Source organism: Agromyces laixinhei (genome assembly GCF_006337065.1).
GTDB classification, from domain to species: Bacteria; Actinomycetota; Actinomycetes; order Actinomycetales; family Microbacteriaceae; genus Agromyces; species Agromyces laixinhei.
Window position 1 is genome coordinate 1,623,663 of sequence record NZ_CP040872.1, and the last position, 17,323, is coordinate 1,640,985.

The 17,323-nt window shown below is 70.5% G+C and carries 15 protein-coding genes; 11 read left to right on the forward strand and 4 right to left on the reverse strand.

Going from position 1 to position 17,323, the window contains the following annotated elements:
* Positions 1–70 precede the first annotated feature (70 nt).
* Positions 71–1,336: a mannose-6-phosphate isomerase, class I gene (gene manA / locus FHG54_RS07625; protein WP_139416746.1), complete on the forward strand. Its 1,266-nt coding sequence runs from the start codon at positions 71–73 to the stop codon at positions 1,334–1,336.
* On the opposite strand, the gene FHG54_RS07630 is transcribed toward manA, so the two are convergent.
* Positions 1,333–2,289, reverse strand: coding sequence for a GlxA family transcriptional regulator (locus FHG54_RS07630; RefSeq protein ID WP_139416747.1), 957 nt, complete (start codon positions 2,287–2,289; stop codon positions 1,333–1,335). The genes manA and FHG54_RS07630 overlap by 4 nt on opposite strands.
* A gap of 84 nt (positions 2,290–2,373) precedes the next feature.
* Here FHG54_RS07630 and FHG54_RS16335 point away from each other — a divergent pair, with 84 nt between their 5' ends.
* From FHG54_RS16335 to FHG54_RS07650, 5 genes are all read left to right on the forward strand, one after another.
* Positions 2,374–2,523, forward strand: coding sequence for a hypothetical protein (locus tag FHG54_RS16335; protein ID WP_157001497.1), 150 nt, complete (start codon positions 2,374–2,376; stop codon positions 2,521–2,523).
* Between the two features lie 115 nt (positions 2,524–2,638).
* A complete protein-coding gene (galE, locus tag FHG54_RS07635; RefSeq protein WP_139416748.1) occupies positions 2,639–3,604 on the forward strand; it encodes a UDP-glucose 4-epimerase GalE in 966 nt (321 codons plus the stop codon).
* A 155-nt stretch (positions 3,605–3,759) separates the two neighbouring features.
* Positions 3,760–4,080: a WhiB family transcriptional regulator gene (locus FHG54_RS07640; protein WP_139418348.1), complete on the forward strand. Its 321-nt coding sequence runs from the start codon at positions 3,760–3,762 to the stop codon at positions 4,078–4,080.
* A 152-nt stretch (positions 4,081–4,232) separates the two neighbouring features.
* Positions 4,233–7,301, forward strand: a complete 3,069-nt coding sequence (locus FHG54_RS07645; RefSeq protein ID WP_168197142.1) for a glycosyltransferase family 2 protein — start codon at positions 4,233–4,235, stop codon at positions 7,299–7,301.
* Positions 7,291–8,805: a DUF5719 family protein gene (locus FHG54_RS07650; protein WP_139416750.1), complete on the forward strand. Its 1,515-nt coding sequence runs from the start codon at positions 7,291–7,293 to the stop codon at positions 8,803–8,805. Before FHG54_RS07645 ends, FHG54_RS07650 begins: the two co-directional genes overlap by 11 nt.
* Positions 8,806–8,807: 2 nt before the next feature.
* Here FHG54_RS07650 and FHG54_RS07655 read toward each other — a convergent pair whose 3' ends face one another.
* Positions 8,808–9,251, reverse strand: a complete 444-nt coding sequence (locus FHG54_RS07655) for a hypothetical protein (RefSeq protein ID WP_139416751.1) — start codon at positions 9,249–9,251, stop codon at positions 8,808–8,810.
* Between the two features lie 110 nt (positions 9,252–9,361).
* On the opposite strand from FHG54_RS07655, the gene FHG54_RS07660 reads away from it, so the two are divergent.
* The 4 genes from FHG54_RS07660 to FHG54_RS07675 all read left to right on the forward strand — a co-directional run bounded on the left by FHG54_RS07660 (position 9,362) and on the right by FHG54_RS07675 (position 13,889).
* The gene (locus tag FHG54_RS07660; protein ID WP_232331262.1) at positions 9,362–9,529 is read left to right on the forward strand and encodes a DUF3499 family protein; all 168 of its coding nucleotides are present in this window, start codon (positions 9,362–9,364) and stop codon (positions 9,527–9,529) included.
* Positions 9,526–10,959, forward strand: coding sequence for a phosphomannomutase/phosphoglucomutase (locus FHG54_RS07665; RefSeq protein WP_139416753.1), 1,434 nt, complete (start codon positions 9,526–9,528; stop codon positions 10,957–10,959). The genes FHG54_RS07660 and FHG54_RS07665 overlap by 4 nt, the downstream gene beginning before the upstream one ends.
* A 157-nt stretch (positions 10,960–11,116) precedes the next feature.
* Complete coding sequence (ahcY, locus tag FHG54_RS07670; protein ID WP_139416754.1) at positions 11,117–12,598, forward strand: adenosylhomocysteinase; 1,482 nt, start codon at positions 11,117–11,119, stop codon at positions 12,596–12,598.
* A gap of 67 nt (positions 12,599–12,665) precedes the next feature.
* Positions 12,666–13,889: a type II toxin-antitoxin system HipA family toxin gene (locus FHG54_RS07675; protein ID WP_139416755.1), complete on the forward strand. Its 1,224-nt coding sequence runs from the start codon at positions 12,666–12,668 to the stop codon at positions 13,887–13,889.
* 213 nt (positions 13,890–14,102) lie between these two features.
* Here the strand turns inward: FHG54_RS07675 and FHG54_RS07680 are convergent, their stop codons facing one another.
* Positions 14,103–14,945 (reverse strand): RDD family protein, encoded by an 843-nt coding sequence (locus tag FHG54_RS07680; RefSeq protein WP_139416756.1) that lies wholly within the window; start codon positions 14,943–14,945, stop codon positions 14,103–14,105.
* 17 nt (positions 14,946–14,962) lie between these two features.
* On the opposite strand from FHG54_RS07680, the gene FHG54_RS07685 reads away from it, so the two are divergent.
* Positions 14,963–15,958 (forward strand): stage II sporulation protein M, encoded by a 996-nt coding sequence (locus FHG54_RS07685; protein ID WP_139416757.1) that lies wholly within the window; start codon positions 14,963–14,965, stop codon positions 15,956–15,958.
* 23 nt (positions 15,959–15,981) lie between these two features.
* Here the strand turns inward: FHG54_RS07685 and FHG54_RS07690 are convergent, their stop codons facing one another.
* On the reverse strand, positions 15,982–17,319 hold the full coding sequence (locus tag FHG54_RS07690) for a DUF58 domain-containing protein (RefSeq protein WP_139416758.1): 1,338 nt from the start codon (positions 17,317–17,319) through the stop codon (positions 15,982–15,984).
* Positions 17,320–17,323 lie beyond the last annotated feature (4 nt).

The window sequence follows — 17,323 nt, forward strand, 5'->3', positions numbered from 1 at the left end:
TTGCCTGTGGAGGGTGCGACGGCCGGTCCTTGGTAGCTTGGACGCATCCGACCGAGAGGACCCCTCACGCATGTTCGTGGCGATCGGCAATACCCCGCGTGATTACGCGTGGGGCTCGACCACCGCGATCGCGGAGTTCCGCGGCACCGCGGCCCCCGGCGGCCCCGAGGCCGAACTCTGGCTCGGAGCGCACCCGGGGTCGCCCGCGCGGGTGCTCGACGAGGCATCCGTCGGCCATGCCGATCTCGCCGCCTGGATCGCGGCCGCTCCCGAGCGGGCGCTCGGCGCCGAGCTCGCCGCGCACGGTGCGCGGCTCCCGTACCTCTTGAAGCTGCTCGCGGCGGCCGCGCCGCTGTCGTTGCAGGCGCACCCCACGCCCGAGCAGGCCCGGGCCGGATTCGCCCGTGAAGAAGCCGACGGGGTGCCGATCACGGCGTATGACCGCAATTACCGCGACGAGTTCCACAAACCCGAGATCGTCGTCGCCGTGAGCGACACCTTCGACGCGCTCTCGGGGTTCCGCCCCCTCGAAGAGGTGCGGGGCGTCCTCGAGGTGTTGCGGGCTGCGGATGCTGCGGCGCCCGAGTCCGACCCCGGCGCGCTCGATCTGCTCGAGTCGCGCCTGTCGGGTGTGCACGCGCTCCGCGACACGGTCGAGTGGCTCCTGCGCGACGGCCGCGGCGGCGACACCGGCGAGGCGTCGTGGGTGATCGACCGGGTGACGGCGCTCGCGGCATCCGCCACCGCCCTCGCTTCGCCGTTCGCACGGTCGTTCGAGACGGTCGGCGCGCTCGCCGAGGCGTACCCCGGCGACCCAGGCGTGGTGATCTCGCTGCTCCTGAATCGCGTGCGGCTCGTGCGCGGCGAGGGGCTGTACCTCGCGGCAGGCAACATCCACGCGTACCTCGGCGGGCTCGGCGTCGAGCTCATGGCCGCCAGCGACAATGTGCTGCGCGGGGGCCTCACGCCCAAGCACATCGACGTCACCGAACTCATCGACGTGCTCGACTTCACGCCGATGCCGCCGCCGCGACTCGCGCCCGTCGAGGTTTCGCCGGGGGTCACCGTGTTCCGCCCCGGCGTGACCGACTTCGTGCTCTACCGGGTCGAGCGTGCCGCAGAGGCCGTGGGCAGCGCGCAGGTCGCGCTCGACGGCCCCGCGATCGTGCTCGTCGAGGGCGACCACGTTTCGATCGGCGGCGGCACCGGGGCATCCGCCTCGCTCAGTCGAGGCGAGTCGGCGTACATCACGCCCGACGAGCACGTGCTCGAGATCACGGGCGACGGTATCGCCTGGATCGCGACGACGGGCTCTGCGGCAACGGTCGCCGTCTAGGAGGCGGTGCGCATGCCGAAGAGCCGGCGGTAGGCCGTCGGCGTCGTCTGCAGCACCTTCACGAAGTGGTGTCGCATGACGGCGGCGGCACCGAATCCCGTGTCGCGCGCGATCTCCTCGAGGGTGAACGAGGTCTCTTCGAGCAATTGCTGTGCGCGCAGCAGTCGCTGGCGATTGAGCCAGGCGTTGGGCGTCGTGCCGGTCTCGGCCCGGAACCGACGCGCGAAGGTGCGCGGCGACATGAGCGCCTTGCGGGCCAGGAGGTCGACCGTGAGGTCTTCGTCGAGGTGCTCGACCATCCACTCGGTGATCTTCGCGAACGAGTCGCTGTTGCACTCGGCGACCGGAGTCTGGATGAACTGGGACTGACCGCCGTCGCGTTGCGGTGCCACGACCATGCGGCGCGCGATCATGTTCGCCGCGCTCGCACCGAGCTCGGAGCGCACGATGTGGAGCGCCGCGTCGATGCCGGCGGCGGTGCCCGCGCCGGTGACGACCTTGCCGTCCTGCACGAAGAGCACGTCGGCATCGACGTCGGCACGAGGGAACATCTCGGCGAGCCGCTCGGTGTACATCCAGTGCGTCGTGGCGCGGCGGTCGTCGAGCACGCCGGCCCGGCCGAGGGTGAAGGCACCGGAGCACACCGAGAGCACCCAGGCGCCGCGCTCGACCGCGTTTCGCAGCACCTCGGAGACGCGATCGTCGACGGGCTCGTCGATGAGTGAGGCGGGCACGGCGACCAGGTCGGCCGTCTGCGCGAAGTCGAGGCCCTCGTGCACGACGATGTCGAAGCCGAGCTTGGTGGGGATGGGACCGGGATCGGCGGCGACGACGTGGAAGTCGAAGGTCGGGCCGCCGGTGTCGCTGCGGTCGATGCCGAACACCTCGCAGAGCACGCCGAACTCGAACGGCGCCATCTGGGGCATGGCGATGCAGGCGATGGTCTGGAGCACGGCGGCCTCCGTTGGCAGGAATTGATCGGTTCATGGCTACTCTGCCACTTTCGGCAGTATCTCACAAGTCATAGATTTACTGCCATGACCACGATCATCCTCCTCGCTCTTGCAGGACTCGCCATCTGGGGTGTGCTCGCCACGGTGCTCCGCCTCGACACCGACGGTTACGGCCGGCCCGAGATCCGCGACCGCAACCGGCACGCCGAGCACCTGCCCACGCGAACCGTCTGACCGCCTCGCCTGAGCGACCCGGCCAGGGCGCCCGGAGCGGGTTGCCGCGCGCGCCCGGCCCGAGCCGGTTACGATCGATTCCGGCACGGAGCTTCCGCGCCGGGAAGTGGGAGACATGAGCTGGCTGGTCACCGGAGGCGCGGGGTACATCGGTGCGCACGTCGTTCGCGCCTTCGAAGCCCAGGGCATCGGTGCCGTCGTACTCGACGATCTCTCCTCCGGCAGGGCCGAGTTCGTTCCCAAGTCGGTGCCGTTCGTGCACGGAAGCATCCTCGACGGTGCCGCCGTCGAGCGGGCGATCGAAGAGCACGGCGTGACCGGCGTCGTGCACCTGGCCGGGTTCAAGTACGCGGGCGTCTCGGTCGAACGGCCGCTGCACACCTACCGGCAGAACGTCATCGGCACCGCGACGCTGCTCGCGGCGATGGAGTCCAAGGGCGTCGGGCGCATCGTGTTCTCGTCGAGCGCCGCCGTGTACGGCACGCCCGACGTCGACCTCGTGACAGAGGCGACGCCGAAGCATCCGGCGTCGCCGTACGGCGAATCGAAGCTCATCGGCGAGTGGCTGCTCGCCGACCAGGCGAAGGCCGCCGGGCTTCGCCACACGAGCCTGCGCTACTTCAACGTCGTCGGCTCCGGCACGCCCGAGGTGTTCGACGTGAGCCCGCACAATCTCTTCCCGCTCGTGTTCGACGCCCTGCTGGGCGGCCGCACGCCGCGCATCAACGGCACCGACTACCCGACGCCCGACGGCACCTGCGTGCGCGACTACATCCATGTCGCCGATCTCGCCGACGCCCATGTCGTCGCCGCTCGCCGGCTCGACGCCGGAGAATCGCTCGAACCCGTCTACAACCTCGGTTCCGGCGACGGCGTCTCGGTCGGTGAGATCATGCGGGCGGTCGCCGAGGTGACCGGCATCGGGTTCGAACCCGAGCACGCCCCGCGCCGCGAGGGCGACCCCGCGCGCATCGTGGCGTCGGGCGAACTCGCCGCCCGTGACCTCGACTGGCGCATGCGACACACCCTCGCCGAGATGGTCGAGAGTGCCTGGCGGGCCCGCCGAGCGGCATCCGATTGATAACGTCTGATCGACGGTCGGCGTGTCGGGGCCGTGTTCAAGCCTCGACGGCGACTTGAGGGTTTACGATCTGCGACTTGACTCTCACGAATTACACCGGTGTAATTGTCATGACACACCCTCTGGGTGGTCGGTACAACTGGGTGGGAGACGATATGGGCAATCCTGAATATCGTTCTGGAGTACCTGACGATTGGTTCGTCGATCCGGTCAGGCTGGGCGTTCCGGGGGTTCGTTCGGTCGCAGACGATGACAATCAATTGGCATGGCAGAGCGACGCGCTGTGCGCGCAGACCGATCCTGAGGCGTTCTTCCCTGAAAAGGGCGGATCGACGCGGGATGCGAAGAAGATCTGCACCGGTTGCGAGGTACGCGATCAGTGCCTCGAGTACGCGCTCGGAAACGACGAGCGCTTCGGCATCTGGGGCGGGCTCTCCGAGCGCGAGCGTCGCAAACTCCGCAAGCGAGCAGTCTGAGCTTCACCGTTCAGAACCAGGCCTGATGACGGCAGTTCCTGTGGGTCCACGCTTCACGTGACCCGCAAGAACTGCCGTCTTCCTCGATCTGTTTCGAGGCACGCCCGGTGCGGTGACGGATGCTTCGGGGCGCGACGCTTAGGCTGACCCCGATGTTCCCCAGAGTCACCGCCGTCCTCGTCGCACATCACGGTGGCGACCACCTCAGACGCTCCCTCGAAGCGATTCGAGCGCAGCACCGTGCCCCCGACGCGCTCGTCGTCGTGCTCACCGAGGCCGATGCCGAGGCTCGGGAGATGGCCGCTGCATCGTCGCCGACCCATATCGTGGAGCTCTCGCAGCGCCGGTCGTTCGGTGAAGCCGTACGGGCCGCGGAGCGCGTGCTCGACGAGCCGGGCTCCGACGCCGATGCGCTCTGGCTTCTCGCGGAGGACACGGCGCCCGCCCCCGAGGCGCTCGAACGACTCGTGGCGACGCTCGAGACGGCCAAGTCCGTCGCCGTCGCGGGGCCGAAGCTTCGAGAATGGGACGAGCCAGACCGCATCGCGAGCTTCGGGCGCACGATCACCCGGTTCGGGCGCAGCGTCGCGCTCGTGTCCGACGAGCTCGATCAGGGCCAGCACGACGGGCTGAGCGACGTGCTCGGCCTCGATCCCGCCGCGATCCTCGTGCGCCACACGGTCTGGCGAGCACTCGACGGGTTCGATCCGGCGCTGCCGACCGTCGACGACGCACTCGACTTCTCGATCCGGGCGCGCCTGGCCGGCCACCGGGTATCGGTGGTGCCCGACGCGCACGTGGTGTTCGCAGCGGTCGGCGTCGTCGGACCGCCCGCCGATGCGCGTGCGCGCGCGAGCCGGCGCCGCCTGCGCGCCGCCCGTGCCGCAGTGCTCCACCGCCGGCTCGTCTACGCTCCCGCCGTCGTCGTGCCGGTCCACTGGCTCACGTTCCTGCCGCTCGCGATCCTCCGATCCATCCGACTGCTGCTCGTCAAGTCGCCCGGAGCGATCATCGGTGAGTTCACGGCTGCATTCGCCACGATGTTCTCGGGCATGCGCGTGGCTCGCGCGCGGCGGCGGCTGAGGGCGGCACGCACGACCGGCTGGTCGGCGATCGCACCGCTCCGCATGCCGCCCGACGAGGTGCGACGCCGTCGTCAGCACGCCGCAGAGGCCAGGCGGGCGCGGGCGCGCGGGCGCAAGGAGGAACTGCAGTTCCTCGGAACCGGCGGCGGATGGGTACTGCTCGGGTCGATCGTGGCATCCGTCGCCCTCTTCTCCTGGCTGCTCAGCGCGAGCGGGCTCCGGGGCGGCGGCATCCTGCCGTTGTCGAACGGGCTCGACGCCCTGTGGCGCAACGCCGCCTACGGATGGCGCGACATCGGCGCCGGGTTCGTCGGCGCGGCCGACCCCTTCGCGGGGCTGCTCGCGGTGCTCGGATCCCTCACGTTCTGGGCGCCGTCGTTCGCACTCGTGCTGGTCTGGCTGCTCGCGGTGCCGGTCGCGACGCTCGGCGCCTGGTTCGCAGCGTCGAGGCTGACGGAGCGCGGTTCGGTGCGTGCCGTCGCCGCGCTCGTGTGGGGTCTTGCGCCGCCACTGCTCGTCGCCCTCGCCGACGGACGCCCCGGTGCCGTGATCGCGCACATGGTGCTCGGCTGGCTCGCGTTCGCCGTGTTCGGCGCCGCGACGTCGTGGGCCGCCGCCGCGACCGCATCCCTCCTGTTCGCGGTCGTGATCGCTGCGGCTCCGAGCCTCGCGCCGGCGCTGCTCGTCGCGTGGATCGTCGGCCTCGTCGTGAGCGGCCGGGCGGCGGTGCGTCTCGCCGGGCTGCCGCTGCCGGCACTCGTGCTCTTCGCGCCGCTCGTGATCACGCAGTTCGGCCGCGGCACACCGCTCGCGCTCATCGCCGACCCCGGCCTTCCGCTCGACAGTGCGGTTCCCACTCCGTGGCAGCTCGCGCTCGGCTTCCCCGGCGCGCCATGGGGCGACTGGGCCGCGTTCCTCGGTGACGGATCCGCGGTCGACCCGAAGCTGCTCCTGACTCTGCTCGTCGTTCCGCTCATCATCGCCGCCCTCGCCGCGGTACTCGCGCCCGGCATCCGCAGTGCCGTGCTCAGCCTCGGCGTTGCGCTCCTCGGGTTCGCGACAGCTGTTGCGGCCGCCCTCGTGGCCGTCGCTGTCGCCGGGCCCCAGGCCGTGCAGGTGTGGACGGGCGCCGGACTGAGCCTCATGTGGCTCGGGCTGACGCTCGCGGCCGTCATCGCACTCAGCGCGCTCCGCCGCGGCGGAGCGGTGCTCGCCTGGCTGGTGGCCGCGGCCGTGGTCGCCGCCGTGCTGCCCACAGGACTCGGCATCGCCACCGCCTCGACCGAGATCGCCCCCGCCGCCGATCGAACGCTCCCGGCGTTCGTCGGCGCTGAGGCCGCCGCCGATCCGCGGGTGACGACGCTGCGCATCCAGCCCGAAGCAGACGGCAGCATCAGGGCGACGCTCGAGCGGGGCGCCGGCACGACGCTCGACGAGCAGTCGACGCTCGACCAGACCCTCGAAGAGATGAGCGAGTCGGAGGAGGAGTTGGCGGAAGTCGCCGGCAACCTCGCATCACGCAGCGGGTTCGATCCGGATGCCGCGATCCGCGAGTTCGGCGTTTCGTTCGTGCTGCTCGCTCCTCCGGCCGGCGATGACCGGGCCGGAGCGGCGACGACCGATCGGGCGCGCAGCGCCCTCGACGGCAATGCGGCTCTGACCGCGGTCGGCGAGACCGACTTCGGTACGCTCTGGCGCTTCACAGCTGCAGAGCCGGATGCTCCGGCGGCGCAGATCCCGCCGGCCGCCGGGCTCACGGGGGTCATCACCGCGGTGCAGCTCATCGTGCTCGGCGCTGTCCTCCTGCTCTCGATCCCGACCGGCATCGGCCGCGAGGCCGACCGGCGCCCGGCGGAGCGCCGACCGCGGAAGCAGCGGGGGAGCAGCACGGGGCGTGCGGCGGTCGAGACGGCCGATGCGGCAGACGCGACTGACGCGGCTGACGCGGCTGACGCGCCTGACGCGGCTGACGCGCCTGACGCGGCTGATCCTGAAGCGTCACCGCCGGCCGACGAACCGCCCGCTGATGATCCGCCGACCGACGAACCGGCGACCGACGAACCGGCGACCGACGAACCGGCGGCCGAACCGACCGAGCGATCGAGCGAGACGAAGGGAGACGACGATGCGCGCTGATCGCCGCAGAACCATCGTCCGCGTCGGCGGCCGCGTCGCCGGGTTCCTCGTGGCGGCGGCGCTCGCTGCCGCGGCCCTCGGTGCCGCAGCCGTCGTGCCATGGCCGGAGCACGAAGTCGTACCGCCGTCGCTCGTGGTGCAACCGGCCGAGAGCCGGCAGCAACGGGTCTGCCCAGGGCCGCTGCTCGCCCTGGCCGACGACGCCGCCGAAGCGACCACCGCGTCGTCGATCGGGCCCGCCGACGTGGTGTGGGGTGCCGACCCCGACGATGCGAACCTCACCGAGACCGAACTCGAAGCGCCCGACAACCCGAGCTCCGATCGCGATGGTGCTCCCGTCGTGATCGACGCCGAACCGGGATCCGTCGACGCCGGCATGCTCGCGGGCGCGCAGTCGCAGTCGGCGGCCACCGAGACGGTCGCCGGGTTCGCCGCCACGGCCTGCGCCGAGGCGACGGCCGAGTCGTGGCTCGTCGCAGGCGCGACGACGCTCGGGCGCACGAGCCTCGTCTCGCTCGCGAATCCCACCGACGTCGCGGCCACGGTCGACGTGCGCGTGATCGGCGAGGCTGGGGCGGTCGAGGCGGGTTCGGCGCTCGGCATCATCGTTCCGGCGGGAAGCCAGCGGGTGGTCTCGCTCGCCGGGCTCGCCCCGAATGTGATGTCGCCGGTCGTGCACGTCACGAGCACGGGCGGCACGATCGCCGCGGCGCTCGAGCAGTCTGGCGTGGACGGCCTCGCACCGTCGGGCGTCGAGTTCACGGGCGCCGCAGCGCCACCGGCGAACAGCCAGGTCATTCCGGGCTTCGTGGTCGCGGAGTCCGGCGGTCTCGACCCCACCGACGATCACGCCGAGGGTGATGACTTCCCGGCCGTTCGCCTGCTCGCCACGGGCGACGAGCCCGTCGATGTGACGGTCGGCGTCGTGCCCGAGGCCGGCGCGGCCGGTTCGACCATCGAGGTGGCGCTCGAGCCCGGCCGCACCACCGACGTGCCGCTCGGAGTGCTCGACGCCGGCTCGTACACGTTGCGGCTCGAAGCCGACGGGCCCGTCGTGGCCGCGGCCCGCGCCTCGGTCGCCGTCACGAGCGACGAGACGGCCCCCGGCGACACCGTGCCCGGCGACACCGTGCCCGGCGACACGCCGCCCATCGACGCGGAAGCCGCGGCATCCGGCGACTTCGCCTGGTGGGTGGCGACCGCGCCGCTGCTCGAGACGGCCGTCATCGCAGTGCCCGACGGGCCGGGGGCGACGCTCCACCTCGCCAACGAGGGGGAGGACGACGCCCGGGCGCGCGTCACGATCGACGGTGAGAGCCGTGAGGTGGCGATCGACGCGGGCTCAGCGGCATCCGTCGAGGTCGACTCGGGCGCGATCGTGACACTCGACGGCGTCGCCGGAGTGCACGCATCGCTGTCGTTCAGCGGCGACGGCGAACTCGCCGCGTTCGGCGTGCAGCCGCCCGGGCCGCTCGACTCGCCGATCCGCGTCTTCCCGCGGTAGGGCTAGAGGTGGCGGTAACGACCCGGCGAGAGCTCCCACGGGTCTTTGCCGAGCAGGTCGGCGATCGCACGGAACACGCAGCTCTCGATGAGCAGCTTCTCTTCGCGCTCCTCGCCCTCCTGCAGGCGCAGGAAACGCACGATCGGCAGCCGGTAGAACACGATGCGACGCTCGTCGTGGAAGACCTTCCACCGGTCGATGTGGTCGTCGTGGATCGCCTCGGCCGGGCCCTGCGCCACCTCGAAGACGACGCCCTCGAGCTCGGGCCAGATGCCGCGCAGGTAGGCGGCGGTCGTGCCGACGGTCACGTCGAACTCGTCGAGCCGATTGTGCAGCATCGGCAGGTGCGGCCCGGTGACGGCCGAGCGGAGTCCGCGGCCGTGGCGATCTCTGGCGAGCCGCCGGGGCGAACGCTGCACTGAGGCAGCACGACGGGAGCGGGGCATGCCTCCATCGTACTGAGTCGTATCCCGGCATCGGCCCCGATGCTCGCTATTCTGGTGGAGCCATGAGACGTTGTTCGCGCACAGCCTGCGCCGCCGAAGCGGTCGCCACGATGACGTTCGACTACGCGGATTCGATGGCCGTGCTCGGCCCGCTCGCCCTCGACCGAGAGCCGCACGGCTACGACCTCTGCGCACGTCATGCCGAGCGCACCTCCGCTCCCGTCGGGTGGCAGGTCGTGCGCCACGTGAGCCTCGGTCAGGTAGGTTTCAAGGCATGACTCCCGGTGCAACCTCCGACGCACGCGCGCGCCTCGACGCGATCGTGAAGACCTACGACGTCCGCGGCATCGTGGGCGAGGGCCTCACCGCCGAGACGGTCGAAGCGCTCGCCGCCGCGTTCGTCGACGAGGTCGGTGCCCGAGGCGGCCGAGTCGTCGTCGGCCACGACATGCGCGACTCGTCACCCGGGTTCGCCGAGGCGTTCGCGCGCGGTGCGGTCGCCCGAGGCGCCGACATCGTCTCCATCGGGCTCTGCTCGACCGATGAGAGCTATTTCGCGTCGGGCTCGATGGCAGCGCCCGCTGCGATGTTCACGGCGAGCCACAATCCCGCCGCCTACAACGGCATCAAGTTCTCACGGGCGGGCGCGCAGGGCATCTCCCTCGACACCGGACTCGCCGCGATCCGCGATCGAGCGGTCGACTACCTCGAGCACGGCATCACGCCCGACGAGGCCCCCGGCGCCGTCTCGACCGTCGATGTGCTCGCCGACTACGCGGCATACCTGCGCTCGCTCGTCGACCTCAGCGGCATCCGACCGCTGAAGATCGTCGTCGACGCGGGCAACGGCATGGGCGGGCTCACCGTTCCCGCCGTGCTCGGCGCCGCCGCCGGATTGCCGGCGTTGCCGCTCGACATCGTGCCGCTGTACTTCGAACTCGACGGCACCTTCCCGAATCACGAGGCGAACCCGCTCGAGCCCGCCAATATCGTCGACCTGCAGCGCGCAGTGGTCGAGCACGGCGCCGACCTCGGACTCGCGTTCGACGGCGACGCCGACCGCTGCTTCGTCGTCGACGAGCAGGGCGCCGCGGTCGATCCCTCGGCGGTCGCCGCGATCGTCGCGCTCCGCGAGATCGCCTGCGCGCATGCGCTGGGTGAAACGGATGTCGCGGTCATCCACAACCTCATCACCTCCGTCTTCGTGCCCGAGACGATCGAGGCGGCCGGGGCGACTCCCGTGCGCACGCGCGTCGGACACTCGCTCATCAAGGACCAGATGCGGGCCACGGGTGCCGTCTTCGGCGGTGAGCACTCGGCGCACTACTACTTCCGCGACTTCTGGAGCGCCGACAACGGCATGCTCGCCGCCATGCACGTGCTCGCCGAGTTCGGTGCGCAGCAGTCGCCGCTCTCCGAGATGTCGGCGCGCTTCACCCCGTATGCGCTGTCGGGCGAGATCAATTCGACCGTCGACGACGTGCCCGAGGCGTACACGCGCATCGTCGAGGCGTTCACCGGCCGCGCCGACTTCGAGGAGTTCGACGGCCTCTCCGTCACGGGCATCACCGCCGAGAGCGAACCGTTCTGGTGGTTCAACGTGCGCCCGTCGAACACCGAGCCGCTGTTGCGACTCAACGTCGAGGGGGCGGATGCCGCGACGATGGAATCCGTTCGCGACGAGGTGCTCGCCCTCATCCGCGCCTGACCCATTTCACCTTTTTCAGGAGTTTTGGTTCGTTTCCCGGGCGAAACGTCTGATTCTTCCTGAATAGTGGTCGCTGACGCCCACCGTTCCTGAAAACGGTGGGGAGGCCGGGGAGGTTCAGGGAGGTTCGGGGGAGGTGAACTGGCAGAATGGGCAGATGACCACGCTGCCTGCGACCACCGCCCTCCCGTACAAGGTCGCCGACCTCTCGCTCGCCGAGTCGGGCCGCCACCAGCTCCGCCTCGCCGAGAACGAGATGCCCGGGCTCATGGCGCTCCGCGCCGAGTTCGGCGCATCGAAGCCCCTCGCGGGCGCCCGCATCGCGGGAAGCCTCCACATGACGGTGCAGACGGCCGTGCTCATCGAGACCCTCGTCGCCCTCGGCGCGCAGGTGCGTTGGGCGAGCTGCAACATCTTCTCCACGCAAGACGAGGCCGCTGCCGCGGTCGTCGTCGGCCCAGAGGGCACGCTCGATGCGCCGGCCGGCGTGCCGGTCTACGCGTGGAAGGGCGAGTCGCTCGAGGAGTACTGGTGGTGCACCGACCGCATCTTCGACTGGTCGGCGGAGGCCGCGGCATCCGGCGCCGACTGGATCGGCCCCAACATGATCCTCGACGACGGCGGCGACGCGACCCTGCTCGTGCACCGCGGAAGAGCCTTCGAAGCCGCCGGCGTCGTGCCCGAGGCGACGGATGACGCGAGCCACGAGTACCGCGTCGTGCTCGACACGCTGCGGCGCAGCCTCGAACTGAGCACCGACCGCTGGACACGTATCGCCGCAGAGCTGAAGGGCGTCACCGAAGAGACGACGACCGGCGTGCACCGCCTCTACGAACTGCACGCCGAGGGCGAACTGCTCTTTCCGGCCATCAACGTCAACGACTCGGTCACGAAGTCGAAGTTCGACAACAAGTACGGCATCCGCCACTCGCTGCCCGACGGGTTGAACCGCGCGACCGATGTGCTCATGGGCGGCAAGGTCGCGTTCGTCGTCGGCTACGGCGATGTGGGCAAGGGGGCCGCCGAGGCGCTCCGCGGCCAGGGTGCCCGTGTCGTCGTCTCCGAGGTCGACCCGATCTGCGCGCTGCAGGCCGCGATGGACGGCTACCAGGTCGCCCGCCTCGACGATGTCGTCGGCGAGGTCGACATCTTCGTCACCTGCACGGGCAACAAGGACGTGATCAGCCTCGAGCACATGCTCGCGATGAAGCACCTCGCGATCGTCGCGAACGTCGGCCACTTCGACAACGAGATCGACATGGCCGGTCTCGAGTCGTTCGCCGGCGCCGAGCGCGTCGAGATCAAGCCGCAGGTGCACGAGTGGCGCCTGCCGACGGGCCGCTCGATCCTCGTGCTCTCCGAGGGCCGCCTCATGAACCTCGGCAACGCCACGGGGCATCCGTCGTTCGTCATGTCGAACTCGTTCACGAACCAGGTGCTCGCCCAGATCGAGCTGTGGACCCGCCCCGACCAGTATCCGGTCGGCGTCTACGTACTGCCGAAGCACCTCGACGAGAAGGTCGCCCGACTGCACCTCGACTCACTCGGGGTCGAGCTCACCGAGCTCTCGCCCGAACAGGCCGCCTACATCGGCGTGCCGGTCGAGGGCCCGTACAAGGTCGACCACTACCGCTACTGAGACGGCGACGGATGCCGCGGCTCGCGGAGGTCGGGCGCGACACCTCGCACCCCAGCAGTACCGTCTCGTGTACCGCAGAGAATGGCTGGACGACCCGAACGCCATGCCGATCAGCTTGTCGTTGCCCCTGACCGCGAAACCTGCCACCGGGCTTACCCTCACAGCGTTCCTCGACAACCTGCTGCCTGACAATGCCGACGTCCGAGACCGTTGGGCGATCGACGCAGGGCTCCCGACCACCGACCCGTTCCACCTGCTGCGGGTGTACGGCACCGACGTCGCCGGCGCCATCCAGTTCGCCGAACCGGGCACCGACCCGAACGATGACGGTGACCGCATCCCGATCACCGACCAGGAGATCGCATCGAGGATCCGAGCGATCCGTGAAGACGACACCAACTGGCAAGACCCGGACCGTGACACCGGGTACTTTTCGTTGGGCGGCGCCCAAGGGAAGTTTTCACTCGGGAACATCGGCGACGGCTGGTACCAACCGACGGGGAAGCACCCGACAACCCACATCCTGAAACCCCGTGTCAGGCAGCACGCCGACGGCGAACTGATCGAGTACATGGCGATGACCGCCGCCCGTGTCGCAGGGATCAACACCGCCCCAGTCACGATCGAACGGTTCGAAGACGAACACAGCCTCATCGTGACCAGGTTCGACCGCGTGCCGACTGACAATGGGCTCGTCCGGCTCCACCAGGAAGACCTGACCCAAGCGTTCGGGAAAACCAGGTTGCAGAAGCACGAATCACGCGGTGGCCCAGGATACAGGGAGGTCATCCGCCTCCTCGAAGACCAGGTCCCCGACGAACGCAAGACCGCATCAATGGACACGTTCGTCCGCGCCCTCGTGTTCTCGTGGATGATGCTGAACACCGACGCCCACGCCAAGAACTACTCCGTGTCCATCGTCCCGGGCGGGGTCGACCTGACACCCCTGTACGACGTCAGCAGCTTCATTCCGTACGCCGGCCGCGCCGACGACAATGGGAGACGCACCGGAGCAGCTTTCCGTAGCACCAAGCTCTCCATGAGGATCGCCGCGGACTACGAAGCCGGGCAACAATCGTGGTTCGAGTGGCAGGCCATCGCCCGCGAGGCAGGGCTCGACCGTACCGGGATCACCAACTGGGCACGAGCCGTCGCCGAACGCCTCCCTGAACTGATCACAGCGATCGCAGGTACCCTCCCCGGCGACCTGCAAACCGAAGTGGTCGCAAGATTCGTCGACCGGGCGCCAATCAGGGCCCGCCAAGTACACTCAGCGATTGACCGGTCATAGGTTGACGAACTCCGTCGCCGGGCCACCGTTCTCGCTGCACCGGCCGTTACGGGGACCTTGGCGTTTCGAACCTGCATGAGGGCGGCTATCGCGCCGGAGGATGGGCAGCGATCCGTGTGAACTCCGCCCCAGCTCTCGATCGTCGAGGACTGCTGCGTTGGTGCGGGCGTGAGTGTGGGTCAGTTGCCGTCGTCGGCGGCTCGGTCTCGGAGGTCAGCGCTCGGGGAAGCCGGTCGGCGTCGCCGTGAGCACGGGCGCGAGCGACGCCATGCGGGCGTCGACGAGCGCGATGGCCACCGCGTCGCGCTCTCTCCGGAGCGCCGCGACGCCGGCGAGGAAGCGCTCGGGGGGAGCGCTGGGCAGCGGGGAGACGAACGGGGCGACCTCTGCGGCGAGCGATGCGGCCACCCGAGCACGGCTCTCGGGCACGAGGTGCGCGGCGTTCGTGAAGAACGCGGCGACCCGGCGCGCGAGCGGGTCGGGGAGGCGAGCGACGTCGGCGACCTTCGCCCATGCCTGAAGTTCGGCGGGCACTCCGAACGCGGTGGAGGGCAGCTTCGGCACCCGCTCGACCTGGGAGTGCGTGCCCGCGAGCAGGTCGCCGAGGCGCTTCGACGACGGATTCAGGAATCCGACGAGCACCGCGAGCCCGCCGAAGGTCAGGTAGATCTCGATCACGCCGGTGAGCGCGCGGATGAACGCGTGCCTGAACCCGATCGAACCGCCGTCGTCGCGCACGACACGGAGCCCCAGCGCCAGCTTGCCGAGCGAACGACCGCGCGAGGCGGTCTCGACCGTGGTCGGCACGATGACGATGCAGGTCACGACGGCCGCGATCAAGACGGCCTGGAATCCCTTCGGGTCGATGCCGAGGCCGGAGAGGGCGAGCAGCACGCCGAGGATGAGCAGCACGGAGACGAGCACGTCGATGGCCGCGCCGCCGGCCCGGATGACCGCGCTCGCTGGGCGGATGTCGAGTGCCACGGCCTCGCCGGTGACGACGCCCTTGTCGTCGAATCGGGCGACGCTCTGAGCGACATCGGGGCCATCTGCCATGGGTAGTATTCAAGCAGATGGACCTCGATGCGCTCGCTTCCGCTCGTCACGACGACTGGCAGCGGCTCGACGCGCTCGCACGTCGCCGGCAGCTCGACGGCGCAGAGGCCGACGAACTCATCGAGCGGTATCAGAGCGCGGCATCCGACCTCTCGCTCGTGCAGGCGACGGCCGGCTCATCGGCGCTCGGCGACCGGCTCTCGGTCACGCTCGCCCGCGCTCGGCTGGCCTTCACCGGTGCGCCCGAGAACCCGCTGCGGCAGTTCACGAGATTCGCGGTCGTGAGCATGCCCGCCGCGTTCTTCCGATTGCGCTGGCTGACGCTCGCGGTCGCGATCGTCACGGTCGTCGTCGCCGCGCTCTACGCGTGGTGGCTCAGCGCCGACCCGCGCGCGCTCGCGGCGATCGGCAGCGAAGCGGAGTTGCGCCAGATCGCAGAAGAGGGCTTCGTCGCCTACTACTCCGAGAACCCGGCCGCTTCGTTCGCGGGCGCCGTCTGGACCAACAACGCATGGATCGCGGCGCAGTGCGTGGCCTTCGGCATCACCGGCGTGTGGGTGCCGTGGGTGATCCTGCAGAACGCGCAGAACCTCGGCATCAACGCGGCGGTCATGTTCGCCTATGACGAGGCCGACACCTTCTTCCTCTACATCGCGCCGCACGGCCTGCTCGAACTCACGTGCGTCTTCGTCGCCGCCGCGGCGGGGCTCCGCATCTTCTGGGCGTGGGTCGCGCCGGGTGCCCGCCCGCGCGGCACCGCGCTCGCCGAAGATGCGCGGTCGCTCTTCAGCGTCGCGATCGGCCTCGTGTTCTTCCTCTTCGTCTCAGGGCTGATCGAGGGCTTCGTCACCCCCGCTCCGTGGCCCTGGCCGGTGAAGATCGGCATCGGCGTACTGGCACTCGGCGGGTTCCTCGCGTACATGCTCGTGCTCGGCGGCCGAGCGAGTCGCGCCGGCGAGACCGGAGACCTCGCCGAGTTCGACGCCGGCGCGCGCCGCATCGTCGCCGGCTGACGACACCTGTCGGCCCCGCGGGTTCAGAGCCGGCCGGAGGCCTTCAGCTCGAGGTAGAGGTCGGCGAGCGCGGGCGGGAGTTCGTGCGGAGGAGCCGCCACGGTGAGGGCTCCGAGCCGGCGAACGGCGGCTCCGACGCGTTCGCCGTCGAGCAGGCCGCGCTCGGCCGCGGCCGCCGCATACACCTGGGCGAGATCTTCGCGTGAATGAGCCGCGTCGATGAGCGCAGGGTCGGCGACGGATGCCACGACCACCGTGTGCCGTGACGTGAGCTGCGGAAGCACCGAGAGCAGGCCACGCGAGCTGCCCGGCGAGTCGGCGGCCGTGAGCAGCACGACGAGCGCGTGCCGGCTCGTGATGCGCCGAACCTGGGCCGGAACCGCCGCCCAGTCGGCCTCGATGAGCTCGGCGTCGATGCCCGCCATGGTGTCGACCATCCGCGCGAGCAGCTCGGGGCCGCTCGCACCGTGCACGCGGCCGCGGAGCCGGCGATCCCAGGCGAGGAAGTCGACACGGTCGCCCGCGTGCGAGGCGAGGGCACCGAGCAGGAGCGAGGCCTCGAAGGCCGTGTCGAGCCGCGGTTCGTCGGCGATGCGCGCGGCGGCGGTTCTGGAGGTGTCGGTCACGATCACGATGCGCCGGTCGCGCTCGGGCCGCCACGTGCGCACCATGAGCCGAGTGCTGCCGGGCACCTCGGGGTCGGCGTGCCGGGCGGTGGCCCGCCAGTCGATCGAGCGCACGTCGTCACCGCGTACGTACTCGCGGATGGAGTCGAACTCGGTGCCCTGTCCGCGGATGAGGAGCGGCGTGCGACCCTCGAGCTCGCGCAGCCGGGTGAGTCGCGACGGCAGGTGCACGCGCGAGTGGAACGGCGGCAGCACGCGAACCCGGCCGGGTGCAGCGAGCGTCGCCTGTCGGGGCCACAGCCCGAGCGGACCCGTCGAGCGGATCGTGACCTGCTCGGTGCGCCGGTCACCGCGCCGCCACGGTGTCAGCTGCATCGTGAAGCGCCGCCGCTCCGCCGGCGGAATCCGCAGCCGGGTGCGGCCCGGCCCGGCGACCCCGGCCGACGGCTCCCAGCCGTCGCGCACGGTGGCCCGGAGCATCCGCGGCCCGAGGTTCTCGACGCTGAGCACCGCCGACACCGGCTCACCGAGCCGCACCCGCTCGGGCAGCTCGCGGCGCAGTGCCACGCTTCGCGGCGATGCCGCGAGCGACAGGTCGAGCACGCCGGCCCCGATGACGAGCACGAGCCAGCCGAAGAGCGCGACCCACGCCTCGAGCGCGCCGGCGGTGCCCGCCACGATGACGGGCACGACGCCGAGGGCGACGAGAAGCGCGAAGCGGCCGGTGAGTGCCATCAGA